The organism is Bacteroidales bacterium, from assembly GCA_035647615.1.
Lineage (GTDB): Bacteria > Bacteroidota > Bacteroidia > Bacteroidales > 4484-276 > SABY01.
On record DASRND010000031.1, the window covers coordinates 1 to 16,120 of the forward strand.

The 16,120-nt window shown below is 44.0% G+C and carries 17 protein-coding genes; 11 read left to right on the top strand and 6 right to left on the bottom strand.

From position 1 onward, the window contains the following. Positions 1 to 262: 262 nt before the first annotated feature. The gene (locus VFC92_09615) at positions 263 to 490 is read right to left on the bottom strand and encodes a hypothetical protein (protein HZK08446.1); all 228 of its coding nucleotides are present in this window, start codon (positions 488 to 490) and stop codon (positions 263 to 265) included. A gap of 396 nt (positions 491 to 886) precedes the next feature. Here VFC92_09615 and VFC92_09620 point away from each other — a divergent pair, with 396 nt between their 5' ends. After that, complete coding sequence (locus VFC92_09620; GenBank protein ID HZK08447.1) at positions 887 to 1,906, top strand: porin; 1,020 nt, start codon at positions 887 to 889, stop codon at positions 1,904 to 1,906. Between the two features lie 17 nt (positions 1,907 to 1,923). Continuing rightward, positions 1,924 to 3,066 carry a nucleoside recognition domain-containing protein gene (locus VFC92_09625; protein ID HZK08448.1) on the top strand — a complete coding sequence of 381 codons (1,143 nt, stop codon included), beginning with the start codon at positions 1,924 to 1,926 and terminating at the stop codon, positions 3,064 to 3,066. Between the two features lie 124 nt (positions 3,067 to 3,190). Here VFC92_09625 and VFC92_09630 read toward each other — a convergent pair whose 3' ends face one another. The 5 genes from VFC92_09630 to VFC92_09650 all read right to left on the bottom strand — a co-directional run bounded on the left by VFC92_09630 (position 3,191) and on the right by VFC92_09650 (position 8,743). Beyond that, positions 3,191 to 4,618 (bottom strand): GMC family oxidoreductase N-terminal domain-containing protein, encoded by a 1,428-nt coding sequence (locus VFC92_09630; protein HZK08449.1) that lies wholly within the window; start codon positions 4,616 to 4,618, stop codon positions 3,191 to 3,193. 62 nt (positions 4,619 to 4,680) lie between these two features. After that, complete coding sequence (locus VFC92_09635) at positions 4,681 to 5,103, bottom strand: DUF2141 domain-containing protein (protein HZK08450.1); 423 nt, start codon at positions 5,101 to 5,103, stop codon at positions 4,681 to 4,683. A 345-nt stretch (positions 5,104 to 5,448) separates the two neighbouring features. Further along, the gene (locus tag VFC92_09640; protein HZK08451.1) at positions 5,449 to 5,733 is read right to left on the bottom strand and encodes a helix-turn-helix transcriptional regulator; all 285 of its coding nucleotides are present in this window, start codon (positions 5,731 to 5,733) and stop codon (positions 5,449 to 5,451) included. Positions 5,734 to 5,738: 5 nt separating this feature from the next. Continuing rightward, complete coding sequence (locus VFC92_09645; GenBank protein ID HZK08452.1) at positions 5,739 to 6,074, bottom strand: type II toxin-antitoxin system RelE/ParE family toxin; 336 nt, start codon at positions 6,072 to 6,074, stop codon at positions 5,739 to 5,741. Positions 6,075 to 6,385: 311 nt separating this feature from the next. Next, positions 6,386 to 8,743 carry a glycoside hydrolase family 20 protein gene (locus VFC92_09650; protein HZK08453.1) on the bottom strand — a complete coding sequence of 786 codons (2,358 nt, stop codon included), beginning with the start codon at positions 8,741 to 8,743 and terminating at the stop codon, positions 6,386 to 6,388. Positions 8,744 to 8,935: 192 nt separating this feature from the next. Between VFC92_09650 and VFC92_09655 the strand changes: the two genes are divergently transcribed. The 9 genes from VFC92_09655 to VFC92_09695 all read left to right on the top strand — a co-directional run bounded on the left by VFC92_09655 (position 8,936) and on the right by VFC92_09695 (position 16,076). Beyond that, positions 8,936 to 9,106, top strand: a complete 171-nt coding sequence (locus VFC92_09655) for a hypothetical protein (GenBank protein HZK08454.1) — start codon at positions 8,936 to 8,938, stop codon at positions 9,104 to 9,106. 88 nt (positions 9,107 to 9,194) lie between these two features. After that, positions 9,195 to 9,941: a CpsB/CapC family capsule biosynthesis tyrosine phosphatase gene (locus VFC92_09660; protein HZK08455.1), complete on the top strand. Its 747-nt coding sequence runs from the start codon at positions 9,195 to 9,197 to the stop codon at positions 9,939 to 9,941. A gap of 447 nt (positions 9,942 to 10,388) precedes the next feature. Beyond that, entirely contained in the window at positions 10,389 to 12,011 is a 1,623-nt protein-coding gene (locus VFC92_09665) for a S8 family serine peptidase (GenBank protein ID HZK08456.1), read from the top strand. Between the two features lie 209 nt (positions 12,012 to 12,220). Continuing rightward, positions 12,221 to 12,520 carry an ArsR family transcriptional regulator gene (locus VFC92_09670; protein HZK08457.1) on the top strand — a complete coding sequence of 100 codons (300 nt, stop codon included), beginning with the start codon at positions 12,221 to 12,223 and terminating at the stop codon, positions 12,518 to 12,520. An 80-nt stretch (positions 12,521 to 12,600) separates the two neighbouring features. After that, positions 12,601 to 12,834, top strand: coding sequence for a thioredoxin family protein (locus VFC92_09675; GenBank protein ID HZK08458.1), 234 nt, complete (start codon positions 12,601 to 12,603; stop codon positions 12,832 to 12,834). A 12-nt stretch (positions 12,835 to 12,846) separates the two neighbouring features. Then, on the top strand, positions 12,847 to 13,284 hold the full coding sequence (locus tag VFC92_09680; protein ID HZK08459.1) for a nitrophenyl compound nitroreductase subunit ArsF family protein: 438 nt from the start codon (positions 12,847 to 12,849) through the stop codon (positions 13,282 to 13,284). 2 nt (positions 13,285 to 13,286) lie between these two features. After that, positions 13,287 to 13,988, top strand: coding sequence for an aromatic aminobenezylarsenical efflux permease ArsG family transporter (locus VFC92_09685; GenBank protein ID HZK08460.1), 702 nt, complete (start codon positions 13,287 to 13,289; stop codon positions 13,986 to 13,988). Positions 13,989 to 14,003: 15 nt separating this feature from the next. Then, the gene (locus tag VFC92_09690; protein ID HZK08461.1) at positions 14,004 to 15,320 is read left to right on the top strand and encodes a permease; all 1,317 of its coding nucleotides are present in this window, start codon (positions 14,004 to 14,006) and stop codon (positions 15,318 to 15,320) included. Between the two features lie 111 nt (positions 15,321 to 15,431). Then, positions 15,432 to 16,076, top strand: a complete 645-nt coding sequence (locus VFC92_09695; protein ID HZK08462.1) for an FmdE family protein — start codon at positions 15,432 to 15,434, stop codon at positions 16,074 to 16,076. Positions 16,077 to 16,120: the final 44 nt, after the last annotated feature.

The window sequence follows — 16,120 nt, forward strand, 5'->3', positions numbered from 1 at the left end:
AATACAGCAACCACTTTGCGGTTGTTGTTCTGATTTGTCTGAAAGAAATTAAATTTTACATTTCGTGTCGCTTATATTTTTGTGTCTGCAAATGTACGAACTTTTTCTTTTAGCACCGTCGTTTTTAATATGGCAGGTAACTTATTTTTATGACCCCTTTCTGTCTATTAAATGACCCAAATTTGGTACAATAGGAAGACATTTTGTCTTTTTACTGAAGTTTTCATGTATTGTTTGTTTTTGTTTCATTTGTCAAAAATAATTAAATTTCCAAATCATCCACCCAGGCCATATCTTTCAGAGCCTCAAAAATGCTGTTCAGTTTAAAATCGCTTTGGGCAATGTACCAAAAGCCCCGGCTTTGGCTCCAGGCAGCTCCTTTGAGCGTTTTTACTTTGGCGATGAGCGTAAAATCCTTCTCAAAACTCAGGCGCACCGCTGATGTGCCGTGGTGAAAGTCGTTAGCCAATGTGATGACAGGAGCCTTCATTTGCCTGGTTAATTTAATTGCGCGGTAAATGTACAACTATTTCGTTTGGATGGATTCTAAATTTCATGTTGGGAGGCATGGCGCATGGCGCAAAGAGCAAAGCGTATGACGCAACTGATTCAAGGGTTGGCATCCCTTTGTCTGCCGATGTGGATGAAGAAAGCGGCCAGCCACCAATTATATTTCGCTTTGCCATATTTCCGGCGCGACTCAATTTGTCAAAAACGGTTACATCAGGAAGGTTAATGAATGGTTGTAATATTCAGTGCGGAAATGGTGATTAAGCCCAGATGTTCCCAATGTTTAAAAGAGTAGGGATAGGGCATAAAATGTCAGAGTTTTGAGGCTTCTTATTTACCTATGTTTGCGCACTTTTAAAACATACGGTTAAGGAACATGAGACGAGTTGTTGCTGCAATATTATTTGCATTTCTTTTTTTACCAAACATCCTTCTGGCGCAGGATGCATTCCCTACTGTTCGATTGAAATTCGATACCCGGTTTGACTTTACCGCTAAAGTTCCATCGCAGGATAGCTTATCCGCCTTGTCGAGTTTTGATGGTAAGTATTTAAATATCATACTTCAAGGAGAAATCACTAAAAAATTCTCTTACAACTATCGCCAACGAATGATTTTGGACAGCAAGCCTACTTACCAGAGTTTCTTTAATGCAACAGATTGGCTATTCCTTACCTATAAAATAAACAAAAACTTCTCAGTCTCCGGGGGGAAACAAGTGGTTGCCATTGGTGGCTTCGAATATGATTCTGCACCGATTGATTTGTACTTCTGGTCAACGTTTTGGAACAATGTTACCTGCTATCAAATTGGAGGTACGGTAAACTATAAAACGACGGATGATAAACACACCATCGGGTTTCAAATCACGAATTCGCCTTTTACAGCAGAAACATTGCAAAGTCTCTATTCCTACAACCTGATATGGTACGGAACTTTTAACCGATTTAATACTATTTATTCTCTCAATAGAATAGAGGTGGAAAAGGGGCATTACATCAACTACATTACTTTAGGAAATAGATTCAGCGTAAGAAACTTTTCTGTTGAAGTTGACCTAATGGACAGATTCTCGGATCACCAGAAGAATTTGTTGTCGGATTATTCTGTTATTGGCAATTTCAAATGTTCTGTAAAGAACAAAATAAAAGTATTTGTAAAAGCAGGATATGATGAAAATAACGCGCAAAAGCCAACCGACCCTTTTATTTACGATCGTTATGTTGTGCCCGGCACGGAGCATTTTTACTATGGGGCAGGGGTGGAGTACTTTCCTATAAAAAACAGTAACGATCTGCGAATACATGCTGTTTGGTCTTCAAATAACGACCAGGTGCAATACCAAACATTTAATGTTGGTGTTCGTTGGCAAATGGATGTTTTGAAAAAAAATTAAACTAATAATACCGGTTTATGGAAAAGAAACCATTGAAATTTACGACTAAACGAAGAACAGAGGCTGGCGTATTCTTAATCATATTCTTCGGAACCTTCACGTTCATTGGGAGTAGGATGGGTTTGCCAAACATGCTTAATACCATTATGCAAACCTCCTATAGCTTACTAATCGACACTGTTTTTTACATCATGGCCATAACAGTGCTATCGGGGGCTTTGGGAAAACTCTTAACAGAATTCGGAGTAGTGCGCCTGCTCGAAGTGATATTAAAACCATTGATGAAACCGCTTTACAATCTGCCGGGAGTTGCAGCATTGGGCGGATTATTAACATTTTTATCAGACAATCCTGCAATTATTAGCCTGGCTAAAGACCAAAACTTCAATCGATATTTCAAAAAATACCAATTAATATCCCTCACCAACTTTGGGACTGCGTTCGGAATGGGATTGGTTGTGATAATTTTTATGGCTGGCAGGGGCTTTGGTTCTGCCGCTGTTGTCGGATTAGCAGGAGCTGTTATTGGCAGCATTATTTCGACAAGATTAATGCAAAGGTTTACCGTTAAACAGTTCCCTGAATTGGAAACGGAACAAGTTGAAGGTGGAGATGAGCAGAAGATTTCTTTTAAATCCGAAGGCAGTGTTTTTTTAAGGGGATTAAACGCAATACTCGACGGAGGAAAAACGGGTGTAGATCTTGGGCTTGCTATTATTCCAGGAGTACTTATTATCTCAACATTTGTAATGATACTTACCTTTGGCCCCAGCCCTGAAGGTTTTACAGGAAAAGCATACGAGGGGATAGCCCTGCTTCCCTATCTTGCTCAAAAAGTTAATTTTGTATTTGTTTGGTTATTCGGATTTCAGCATCCAGAGTTAATAGCCTTCCCAATAACCTCTCTCGGAGCGGTTGGTGCTGCACTTGGTTTGATTCCAAAATTTCAAAATGCCGGTTTACTTGATGGCAACGCTATAGCAGTATTTACTGCAATGGGAATGTGTTGGAGTGGATTCTTAAGCACCCACACGGCAATGCTCGATTCGCTGGGATACAGAAAACTTACAGGAAAAGCCCTTCTTTCGCACACCATAGGCGGACTTTTTGCCGGAATATCAGCACACTGGCTCTTTTACCTATTAGGCCTGTTATTTTAATGTGATATCGTTTTATCTCTGTTTCCCCATTACCACTCGGGGAAACAGAGCGTTTTACAGGGTTAAGACCTGAAACCAAATAGTAACCTAATCAACCGAAAAGAAGAGCGCAAAACAGGAACTATCAGGCTATGGCTTTTTCACCTAAGACATGCTTATTTTCTACTTCTACACTGGTATTATTGAGTCTGGCCAATACTCGGGGCACAAACCATTTGGAGAGGGTTACAAGGGTTAAAGTAGGAGGCCTTGAAGGCGCACCGGGAATAACGCTTATGTCGCAGGCAAAGAGATTTGGAATTGGGGATTCAAGGGTGTTATCCAGAACCAGTCCTACCGGACACGATCCGCCCGGATGACCAAAGGTTACCCCGCCTTGGTGGTGGCTCATTCCGACATGATGAGCGGAGCCAGGCTCACATCCCATCTTATAAAGTATCTTCTCATTCACATATCTGCAGTAGTTCATATGCTGCTCATCGAGCGGGGTAAGCGTTTTGGAAACCTTGCGGTCCCAGGCTATCCGCCCAACTCCTTCGTCGTGGATCTTGTTGAAGATGCCTACCTTGCGCTTATGCAGTTTGTAAGCTTGAATGGCAGGCTTTACTCCGCGATTCATAATCTGATACATAGCCCAGAACCCGCGTCCCCAGGCCAGGTCCGATTGAAAAAGGCAGCCGTGCTCATCATCAACGAACCCTACCGAAGTTCCGTGCTCATAGTTGGTTCCAGGGTCCTTGCTGTCTTCGGGCAAAAGAGCCCATGATGAAAAACTCGGGTCTCCGAACATGCGTATTCCGGCATGGGTAATTCCGGAATGCTGCAGAATACTCGCCGTACCAACGCCGCCAGCGGAGCAGATGATCATTTTACCGCGAATCTCGTAGAGTTGGTCGTCTTTTTCACCCCTGGCATAGAATCCAACAGCTTTTCCGTTCTCTACAATTACTCTGTCCACCTTGGTATGTAATTGCAGTTCAGCACCGTATTCCACGGCTTCCTGGGCAGCATAATAGCCCATCCACTTTGCGCCAAAGGCACAACCCATGGGGGCTGTTGTACAAGCATACTTACACTTTTCAAAGTTTATGTGCCGATGGGATTTCACAAAGGGATAGCCAAGCTCATTGGCGCTTTCCATCATCCGTCTATTGATGGGGCCTATAAACTCGTCAGGTGTTTCACTCACCCAACTCTCTTTCTTTGCAGCATCAAGATAGGGTTTGAGATCCATGCCTTGATCCTCCCAGGCAGAAAAATCAGGAAAGACTGCGATACCTGCGTAGAGGTATGAGCCTCCGCCGATGCCCTTACCCAGAACGATACCGTTGCCCTCAATACTCATCGACCAGGTTTTGCCTTTGTCCGATGTCATGTGTTCGCCGTTAAGCATTCCCTTTGAGGTGCCAATGCCTTTGAGCGAGTTGCCGCCCTGCTCAATGAGAAGCACTTTTTTGCCTGCCTTGGAGAGGTCTTTTGCCAGAACACATCCACAGGGTCCGCCACCGGCGATAACTACATCATAGCCGTCCTTAAATACCGTTTTCTTCATAGTTGCGCGATTTATTTATCAGTTTATCAATACTTCCATGATACGTAAAATATCGGTTGCTTTTATTTAAAATAGCCTAAGTTGACTTGCAATTTTTTATCCTTTGCCAATAAAAATTTACTTTCTTCAAAAGTAGGTTTTGCAAATTTGGGTTTCACATTATTCGAAAATGCAAATGGTTCTTTAGGAATTCCTAATAAGTTCTGGTTTAATTTACCATCAGAATTTTTATCGTGATAGAGCAGAAATGCGTATTCGCCCTCTGGCAAATCATCAATAATTATTGTTACAATAGTATCATTAGCAGCTATTACGTAATTTTTGAAGGTAAAACCTTGTTTTAAAAACTTTTCGCTTGTGTTAAAAACACCAATTCTAATATTCCCCTCAAGGACTTCAATATTTTGAATTTCGATAGTCAATTGAGGATTTTCGGTGGTAACAAAACCTGTTAAAATCGAAAGACACAAGAGCAGGATGTACATGGTTCTAATTTTTAATTATTTCTTTATTACTACTTTCAAAAGATGCGTTTACACAGCCGGCTTGAAAGAGGTGTGTGTACCTTTTGCAAACTTAGCCGAAAGATGAGCCCTTGATCCTTCCCCAAGCTCATGCCCACCGCCGGAGTGCCGTGGTAAGATTCAAAAGCCCATGCGATCAGAGGATTCATCATTTGCTGCGTAAATTTGATTGCACGACAAATGTAGTAGATATTTCATTTGGAATGCTTCTGAATTTTGATATGTTGCGCTCTTATTCAAAAAAATAAGGGCTGGCATCCCTTGCGCAGGAATCCTTGAACCGCAGTAGCTCGTGCTTTTGTAGTTCTATTCAGCTTTTAGCTCAATCGACAATCCGAGGGCATTCGCGACCAGGGCGAAGTTCGATAAACGAATATCTTCCCCGTTTTCGATCCGTGAGATATAGGGTCGTTTTTTCCCAATTTTTTCAGCCAAATTTTCCTGACTCATTTGCAATTCTTTTCTGCGATTCTTTATAATCTCGCCAAAATAATAGGAAAAAGCCTCTTCCCGGAATTTCTCACGTTCTGCTGACCCCTCTTTCCCATAGCGATTGGCAATCAGTTCTTTTGCATTTATTGTTTTTCCCATGATGATTATTCTTTTAGGTATTCTTCTAATATTTTCTCAGCTTGCTTTATAGCTTTTTTGTAATCGTTGGTTGATTTTTTCTTAAATCCACAGAGGCACACAGCTTTAGTACACTCAGCAAAATTCAAATGATCAATTGCAAAAATTACTATTCGATATTCATTGCCTGCTTTAATCCGTAATTCATAAAATTGGGTCGATTGTAGCTTTTTCAGAAAGTTGGCATTTATGACTTTAATCTCTCCAATAACTTCAATGAGTTGGAAGATTTTCAGCGAAAATCTTTGGTCTTGATTGTCTATAAATTCCAGACATTCTTCTGTAATATCGATTTCTCTCATATTAGAGGGTGTAACGAATTAGTTTCAATTTAATTTCGTTTAGAAAATATTTCATTTGGAATGCTTCTGAATTTTTAAAGCATGGCGCAGGGCGCAAGGCGCAGGAGAAAGGGTTCGCAACCCCACAGGGGATGCAACGCTTAAGTGTTCCTAAAGATAATTCCAGAAGGCTGAAAAAAAACATGGCGCGTGGCGCATGATGCAGATGCAATAAATCCAGGGTCGCCATCCCTTTCAGGGCTGGCATCCCTTGCTCCGCTGATTGTTGGCTATGGCCTGAGAACGGCCGACTGCGGACTGCCTGCTTCCTGCTACCGCACAACAATCTCGTCGGCAAAAATCCAGGTGGTGTCGCCGGCGCCCGGATGCCACGCGGGGCAAACGCCGCCATTGGTGGCCTTTACGCGGATAAAGCGTGCGGGAGTTTCGGTAAACTGAACCTTAAGCTCTTCCCTGAAGGCGAGGTCCTTTTTGCGGTCGGTGGTGGTTGTAGCTGTGCCAGCCTCCGAATAATTGATGCCATCTTCCGAAAGGGAAACTTCCATGGTTTCCGGCAGGAAAATCCAGACGTTCTGAAATTGCATAAACGATCCTGTTACACTGCTGATGGTTCGCGGTGCACCCAAATCTATCTCCACTTCCATATCGTCACCATAAAACCCTTGCCAAAAGCCGTCGTGGTGGCTCATGCTTCCCTGTAGCCCGTCCACCAGCGTGGTTGTGCCTTGGCCGGGATATTTGTTGGAGGGCGGGCGGGTATATTTTACCGTTGCGCCAAGCGCCTGCTGATAGGCAATCCTTTTTTCCGAGAAGGTCTCATTTATCACGCCACCGATAAAAATTGCTGCACGCAAAGTTACCGAGCTGTCGATGGCCAGTGGTTGTTTGTAAAGTTTCGATTGCAAAGTCGGTACCGAGCCGTCGGTGGTGTAGCGGATTTCGGGCGAGAGCTGTTCGGTAGCAAATCCGATGGTAAGTTTCCCATTGATGGTGTCGTAGTTGGTTTTAAACTCTACCGCATACGATCCTTCGGAATAATTAACACCCATAACATCAAAACGGTCGAACTGTGTCTCGAGGCGCTCTCTGAAGCTGTCCCAGCATTTTTGTTGTGGTGCCGTCCAGAGTGCTTCGGCCAGCGCTGTCATACGTGGTACCGCCATGTATTCGGCGTGTTCAGGCGTGGGAATATATTCTGTCCACACATTTCCCTGACCTCCCAAAATATGTTTTGCTTCTTCGGCGGTAAGATCGGCAGGAACGGGATCGAAGGAGTAAGACCTTTTCAATGTGGTGAGGCCACCAATGGCGGTGGGTTCAAAGTCTGCATTGGCCTGGTAGTAGTCGAGGTAGCAATGCGTAACCGGACACATCACCACATCGTGGCCCTCGCGGGCAGCCTGAATGCCGCCATCGATGCCGCGCCACGACATTACCGTAGCTTCGGGTGCCAGGCCGCCTTCGAGGATTTCGTCCCAGCCGATGAGTTTTTTGTCTTTGCTGATCAGATACTTTTCGATGCGTTTTACAAAATAGCTTTGCAGCTCGTGGGTGTTGGCAAGCTTCTCGTCGCGTATGCGCTTTTGGCATTTGGGGCATGTTTCCCAGTGCGTTTTGGTGGCTTCGTCGCCGCCGATGTGGATGTATTTCGCCGGAAAAAGTTCAACCACTTCGTCGAGCACTCCTTCGAGCACCTCGAAAGTTTTTTCGTTGCCGGCACAAAAAATATCTTCAATCGGCCAATAACCGCCGGGCATTACAAAGAAAGGGCCGTCGGTACAAGCCAGCTCAGGATAAGCAGCCATGACGGCAGAAGCGTGGCCGGGCATCTCTATTTCGGGCACCACCATGATGTGTCGCGCTGCTGCGTAGGCCACCACTTCGCGAATCTGATCCTGTGTATAAAAGCCGCCATAAGTAGCTTTTTCGCCGGGCTGTGGTGGCGTGGCATCATTCCAAGGCAGCGATTCCCGATTGACGCGCCAGGCGCCCACTTCTGTGAGTTTAGGATATTTTTTTATCTCAATGCGCCAGCCATTGTCGTCGGTGAGATGCCAGTGGAAAACGCTCATCTTGTGCATGGCAATCAGGTCGATGTATCGTTTTACGAAATCAACATCGAAAAAGTGGCGCGAAACGTCCAGGTGCATGCCTCGCCAGCCAAAGCGTGGCTTGTCGAATATTTTTATGCTGGGAATTCTCCAGGATATGTTGTGCGCATCGCTACCGTAAATTGCCGGTGGCAGGAGTTGATAAATCGTTTGTATGGCGCGGAATAATCCGGCAGGTTGATGGGCTGAAATATTTACCACATTTTTGCTTACATCCAGCAGGTAACCCTCGTCGCCAAGAGTATCGGCGGCAGCCAGCAATTCAAAAACAAAAGCCTGCTCACCGGCATATTCGTCCGCAGAAATAGTTTGTAACAGCATGCCTGAGCTTTTACTGATCTGTTGCTGTAACATATCCACCGTGGCGGCTACATTGGCATCTGCCTCAGCAAATACGAGTTTCGTTTCAGGAGTTATTTCAAAATACCCCTTTTGAATTTCAACCTGCAACGGTTGCGGAATGATATCGACAGGAAGCTGATCATTACCAGATTTGCACCCTGACATAAAAAGCGTAGCTACAAAGGTCGCCACCAAAAGCCATGTGAGATTTTTCATTTTCTTTTTTAATATTAAAATATGATTTGCAAAAATAAGCCGAAAAAGTGAGGTGTGGAAAACAACTTGTCGGGGGTGCTGGCAAAGAAGAAGTTGTAAGATTAGCGGGTTCGGCTTAGCTTTTCAGATTTGAAAATAGAAGATGCCTTTTCTGGTGATTGTTTAGGTGGTCGATTTTAAAAAAAGCTATAAATGATAAATCCAATAAGTTTTGGAAAATCCATCGCATCCCCCCAGCCCCATGAAGGGGGAGTTGCCAACGCACAATCAAGTGTGAGCTGGCTTCTCCGCCAGCTGGCGGAAATGAGGGGTAGCGTGGGGCATTTCGAAAATATAAATTCTTATCTGAAAGTTGAGTTTTAAAGAACATCAGCTAAACAGTTACTTTTTTTAAAAACCTTAACAGACCTCCTTCTGGGTAAAGTGGTAATATTGCAGCCAAAACAAGACAATGGGGATTTTTGCAAATTTATTTAAAGGAAGTGGCAAGGCCTCCAAGGCTGACATGTCGGCCATCGGCACCGACATGCACTCGCATCTCATCCCCGGCATCGACGACGGCTCCTACAATCTGGAAACCTCCATCGAACTCATCAAAGGCATGCAGGCGCTGGGTTACAAAAAGCTGATCACCACGCCACACATCCAGGGCGAATTTTATTGCAACACACCGGAAACCATTTTCCCGGGTCTGCAGCGCGTGAAGCGTGAGTTGGTGCGGCAGCAAATTCACATCGAGTTGCAGGCTGCTGCCGAATATCTCATCGACGACAAGTTTGAGCGGAAATACAAATCGGGCGAGCTGCTCACCTTTGGCCAGAAGCATCTGCTGGTAGAGTTTTCGTTTTTCAATGAGCATCCGCGTTGGCGCGATTTCTTTTTTGATTTGCAAATTGCCGGGTACAAAATCGTCCTGGCGCACCCCGAGCGCTATTCCTATTTTTTCAGAGATTTCGGTAAATTTGAAGAGATCAAAGACCGTGGTGTGCTTTTCCAAATTAACATCAACTCGCTCACGGGTTACTATTCAGGGGAAGTAAAAAAGATGGCCGAACGTTTCATCGACGCAGGTATGGTCGATTTGGCTGGCAGCGATCTGCACAACGAACATTATCTTCAGGCTTTGCAACAAGCCGTTTCTAATAAATATTTGCGCAAGCTTATCGATTCCGGGAAGCTGAAAAATAATACACTTTAAATTGATCAATTTCACTGGCTTTTAAAGGCCTTTCTCAGTAACTTATTTTGAGGAAGGTTTTTCATACTACCCAACGTTTTCAATCATTGTTGTCCGGTAAACATAATTTCCTTTGAATAGATTCTTCTCCGCCAGTTGGCGGATCAGAATGACAGGCCGTTAGGGTTTTTGGGAGGGCTAAGTCGGCGGCTCCGCCGCCGACTTAGCCCTCCCTCCTCTAAACCATCGCAAACCATTGTCTTTCTGAGCGTAGCGAAGAATCTGTTGTTTTTAACCAGACGCCAATATTTTAGAATTAAAACCCGGCAACTGACTTGTTCCTGTTCGCAACGAACTATCATTATTCATTGGTGATATTAACAAATGATTAACAATTCGTTGGCAAACAATCATTTTCTGTTGGGTGTTAATCAGGTTCAGTATTCATCCAAAAAAAACCTAAGCAGTATGAAAATGAGCATATTTACATCCTTTATTATTTTGTTGTTCACTATTCCGGTTTTCGGGCAGTTGGCTGAGCCAACAAACAGAATCATTGTGAAATTAAAAAACGACAGGATTCCTGAAAATTATGCCGGAGAAAAATCACTAACCGGAAGTAGTAAAATCGACAACCTTTGCATCGATTTGAATGCTGTCAAAATTCAAAAACTTATTACAGGCCGGAAAATAACCAACCAAAGCTTTGTGGTTCAATTCCCGGAAGGGGCAGGCATTCAGCAAGTAATTGATGAATTTTACGCTACCGGCGACATCGAATATGCTGAGCCCGACTTCAAAGGTTCGACGGGTGGCGCGGCTACTGGTTCACCGAACGATCCATTTTATTCACGACAATGGTCATTGAAAAACGATGGGACTTTTCCATTATCACCTGCCGTGGCCGGAGCTGATATTGATATGGAACTCGCCTGGGAAATCCAGCAGGGCGACAGCAATATTGTGGTTGCCATCATTGATAGCGGAGTAAAATTGGATCATCCTGATCTGGCCGGAAGAATCTGGACAAATTATAACGAAATACCCGACAATGGGATCGATGATGATGGCAATGGCTACATCGACGACGTGCAGGGTTGGGATTGGGCTTATAACGATAATCTGCCAATAGACGACTTTGGGCACGGAACCAACGTGGCGGGGATTGTTGGTGCCAACGCAAATAACGAAATTGGCTACGCCGGTGTCGATTGGAACTGCAAAATCATGGCTTTGAAAGCTCTTACCAGTGACAATTTTGGCTATTACTCGTGGTGGGCTGGAGCGATTTATTATGCTGTCGATAACGGAGCACATGTAATCAACATGTCGTTGGGCGGAGAAGAATTTTCCGCTACTTTTCAGGAGGCAGTGGATTACGCTTTGGACAATAATGTGGTGGTGGTAGCATGTATGATGAATACCAATTCGAATACAACCTTTTATCCTGCCGGGTTCCCGGGGGTAATTGCGGTAGGTGCAACCAACCCGAACGACGAAAGAGCGCATCCATTTTATTGGAGCGCTACCAGCGGTAGCAATTACGGCGAACATATCTCGGTGATTGCGCCCGGCAACTTTATTTATGGGTTGCACTATTTATCCAACACCAATTACAATACCTATTGGGGCGGGACTTCCCAGGGCACACCCCATGTGGCAGCGCTTGCCGCCTTGCTTTTGGCGCAGGATAACAGCAGGACGCCGGCGCAGATAAAATCAATCATCGAATTATCGGCTGAAGATCAGGTGGGAGACCCCGCCGAAGACACTCCCGGCTGGGACCAATATTACGGTCATGGCCGGATAAATGCCTACATCGCCCTGCTGAATGTTGGTGTAAACGAGGTGCGCACTGATGTGGAAAAGATATCTGTTTTCCCTAACCCCGCACAGCGCGAATTCACGATAACTTTCCCTGCGGAAACACAGCAGATTGAAATTATAAATTTACAAGGACAAGTTGTTTTGCAAAAGAAAACCTTTGGCGAAACCAGTTACAGCGATCACCTTTCCGTTAATGGAACCTACATCATTCGTATCACCACCGATAAAAATACAATAGCGAAAAAATTTGTGGTGAACCGATAGTTGGTTTAGCTTTAAGGAAAAAATGAAACCGGCAATCTCTCAAGGGTTGCCGGTTTTGTTTATTAATCAGGGTTCTTGTCAATTCACTGATGGAGCTGGGTTAGCAGTAGTTGCAAAAAATTGTAAGCGCAGAAGTGGTAAAATAACACTTCTCCTTTTTGATTACAATCACAAAAAGTATTTTCTTTGTTCGCAAATCTACGAACATTATGAGTATGAAATCAGTTGCAACAGAAAGCCAAATCAGACTTGCCCGTTACGCCAAAGCAATGGGGCATCCTGTGCGGATGTATGTTCTGGAATTGCTCTCAAAACAAAGTTGTTGCTACAGCGGTGATTTGAGTGAAGAGCTGCCCATTGCGAAATCTACTTTATCACAGCACCTTAAGGAGCTGAAGTCCTCCGGGCTGATTCAGGGGGAAATTGAATTACCCAAAATAAGGTACTGCATTCATAAAGAAAACTGGAAAGAAGCACAGCAGCTTTTTAAAGGTTTTTTGGGATTATAAAAATTTTTTGCAAACAATGTTCGTTGTTTTACGAATTACGAAATGAAACAGAGTCAACTAACTTTTTAAAACTTACAAATATGGAAATCAAAGTTTTGGGTACCGGATGTACAAAATGCAAATCACTCGAACAAGCCACCCGCGAAGCCATCGCCAAAACCGGTGTGGAGGCCAACGTGACAAAAGTGGAAGATATCCTTGAAATTATGCAGTATGGCATAATGTCAACGCCTGCTTTAGTGGTCGACGGCCAAATTGTGGTGAAAGGTAGAGTTCCGTCAGTTGATGAAATCTCTAAAATATTAACCAAATAACACCTTAACAACATGAAAAAAATCATCAGTAGTTTAAGTTTTATCCTCTTTGTAGGAATAGCAATGGTTTCTGCACAAAACGCTGATCGCGTAAAAGCTGCTCAGCCAACGGATAAAAAGGTAACAGCAGCTGATCAAAAGGCCAATAGCCAGGTGCAGGTTTACTATTTTCATGCTACACGCCGCTGCGCCACTTGTCAGGCAGTAGAATCAGTTACCGAAAAAACCATCAAAGAAAATTATGGTGAGAAGGTAAGTTTCGAGTCGATTAACAACGAAGAAGATAAAGACAATCCCCTCATCGAAAAGTATGAAATCAGTGGGCAAACCCTTTTAGTCATCAAGGGCGATCAAAAAGCGGATCTGACCAATGAGGCTTTTCTGAATGCTCGTACCAGTCCCGCTAAGTTTGAAAAGAAACTGAAAGCCGCCATCGACAAGCTGTTGTAAGCATGGAGGAGGCACTCAACAACTTGTTGGAAACGTCACAGTTTCCGATACTCACAGCATTTATTCTGGGGCTTATGACTGCCATTAGTCCGTGTCCGTTGGCAACCAACATCACGGCCATCGGTTATATCAGCAAAGATATCGAAAGCCGGCGCAAGGTTTTTACCAACGGGCTGATTTATACGCTTGGGCGCGCCATCTCCTACACAGTCATTGGTTTAATCTTCTTTTTTGGCGCAAGCCGGTTTGCTCTGGAAGGATTTTTCCAGGCATGGGGCGAAAAGATCCTTGGCCCGCTTTTGATCATAATCGGATTGTTTATGCTTGGCGTATTAAAGCTCAAAATCCCCGGCTTGGGTTCTTTAAGCGAAAAAATGGAGAGCAAGTCGAATAGTGGCTTTTGGGGCGTACTTTTATTGGGAGTGGTTTTCGCTCTGGCATTTTGCCCTTACAGCGGTGTGCTCTATTTTGGAATGTTGATGCCCCTGACCATTAGCAGTGCAAGCGGTTTGTATCTGCCGTTGGTTTTTGCCATTGCCACAGGTATTCCGGTGATAATATTTGCCTGGCTCATTGCTTTTAGCATAGGTTCCATTGGTAACGTTTACAACAAACTAAAAACCTTTGAGGTGTGGTTCAGGCGCGGAGTAGCCATTCTGTTTATTGCAGTGGGGACGTACTACATCTTTATTCTTTTTTTCTAAAAAAGCATCAATAAAATGGAAGTTAAAAAAGAGATAAAAATACTGCTGTGGATTGCAGCAGTGTTTGTATTTGTTTATTTCATGCCACTCGAAAATGATCGTTTTACGGAAGCGCTGTTTTCGATGTTCGACCTTGCCAAATGGTATGCGCAGGAGCACGTTATTTTGTGTTTGCTTCCAGCATTCTTCATCGCTGGTGTAATCTCGGTTTTTGTGAGCCAGGGCGCCGTCATGAAATACTTTGGGGCAAAAGCAAAAAAATGGGTGGCCTATACCGTGGCATCTGTATCAGGAGCCGTATTGGCCGTTTGTAGTTGTACCATTCTTCCTTTGTTTTCGAGCATTCACAAAAGAGGAGCCGGCTTGGGGCCTGCCATCGCATTCCTGTATTCCGGTCCGGCTATCAACATTCTGGCAATCATCCTTACTGCCCGGATTTTAGGCTTTGAGATGGGTGTTGCACGAGTTGTGGGTGCTGTGTTATTTGCTGTTGTAATAGGCTCAATAATGTCATTAATTTACAGGAAGGAAGAAAATGCCAAACGGGTAGAACAGATGAATTTCCCCGATATCCCGGAAAAACGTCCGATGTGGCAAACAGCTTTTCATTTCTTTACCTTGGTGTTAATTCTTGTTTTTGCCAACTGGGGCAAGCCGGGCGAGGGTATTACAAGCGGCACATGGTTTTGGATCTGGGCCAACAAATGGTACATCACCGCTGGCTTCGGCTTGCTGTTGATCTATTCGCTTATCGCAATCCTAAAAATAAAATGGTATTGGGTAGCTTTAGCAGCTCTTATTACAGCAGCCTCCGCTTTCCTAAGTTCTTCTCCTCTGATACCAATGGTCGTCGGAATCGCAGGCCTTAGCATTGTTACGCTTACGGATAAGAAAAACCCGGAAAATAAAGACTGGACAATTTCTTCGTGGGAGTTCACAAAACAAATAATACCCATGCTGGCAATTGGCGTTTTGATTGCCGGCTTTTTGCTTGGTTCAACCCATGACGACACGGCAATGGCGGGGGTAATCCCTAACGAATGGATTGCAAATCTTGTGGGCGGAAACTCGGTGTTCTCTAATTTCTTCGCTTCCGTTGTGGGTGCTTTCATGTATTTTGCTACGCTCACCGAAGTTCCAATTTTGCAAGGATTACTTGCTGCCGGAATGGGCAAAGGTCCTGCGCTGGCCTTGCTTTTGGCCGGCCCATCGCTTTCACTTCCCAACATGCTGGTTATCCGTGACGTAATTGGGACACAAAAAACAGTAGTCTATGTGCTTCTTGTAGTAGTAATGGCAACGATTACGGGGTTGATTTATGGGGCAATGTAATAGAAGTCGAAAAAATAAAGAAAGATTAAAATACAATGGCCGGATTCCATTGAACCCGACTTGAATTATTAACCCATCTGCCGAACAGGCGGGCAATTAAAAATTAAAATTATGAGTACACAAAAATTTCAAGTACCGGACTGGGCATATGAATTTCACGGGCACCAATGTCCTTTTATGCCCATTGGATACCGCATGGCCACCGTGGCTATGGAAAAATTAGGTATCGAACGTTGCAAAGACCACGAAATGCACGTTTTGTCAGAAATGGGCGTGGGGCATCCACAGGGATGTATGCAGGATGGAATCATGTCTGCCACTTCTGCCACCTTTGGCAAAGGGATGATGGAAAAATTACATTATGGTAAAATAGCCGCTACCTTCTGGTATCCCGATAAAGGAGGCGTAAGGATTTTCCTGAAAAACGAATTTCAGGATAAATTAGCGCCACATGAGTTTTTTACTTATCGCAAAAAAGGTGTAGAGCCTTCGCAAATACCAGCCGAAGTTAATCAGGATATTATCGACATTGTTTTAAATGCATCCGTTGACAAGTTATTCACCATTGAGATGTTGCCCGGTTTTGTTTACAAACCGGTGAAAGGCACCTTCGCCAAAGCCAAATGCGAAGTTTGTGGCGAATATACTTTTGAGCGCTACCTAAGGGTAAAAGAGGACAAAAAGGTTTGTATCCCCTGTTCGGGACAGGAACCGGCGGAACATGTTTTTTATCGCCCGATAGCAGAAAATAGGTGAGAATGAAACGGGAATGATAACCTGATTTTATTGAATATGGAATT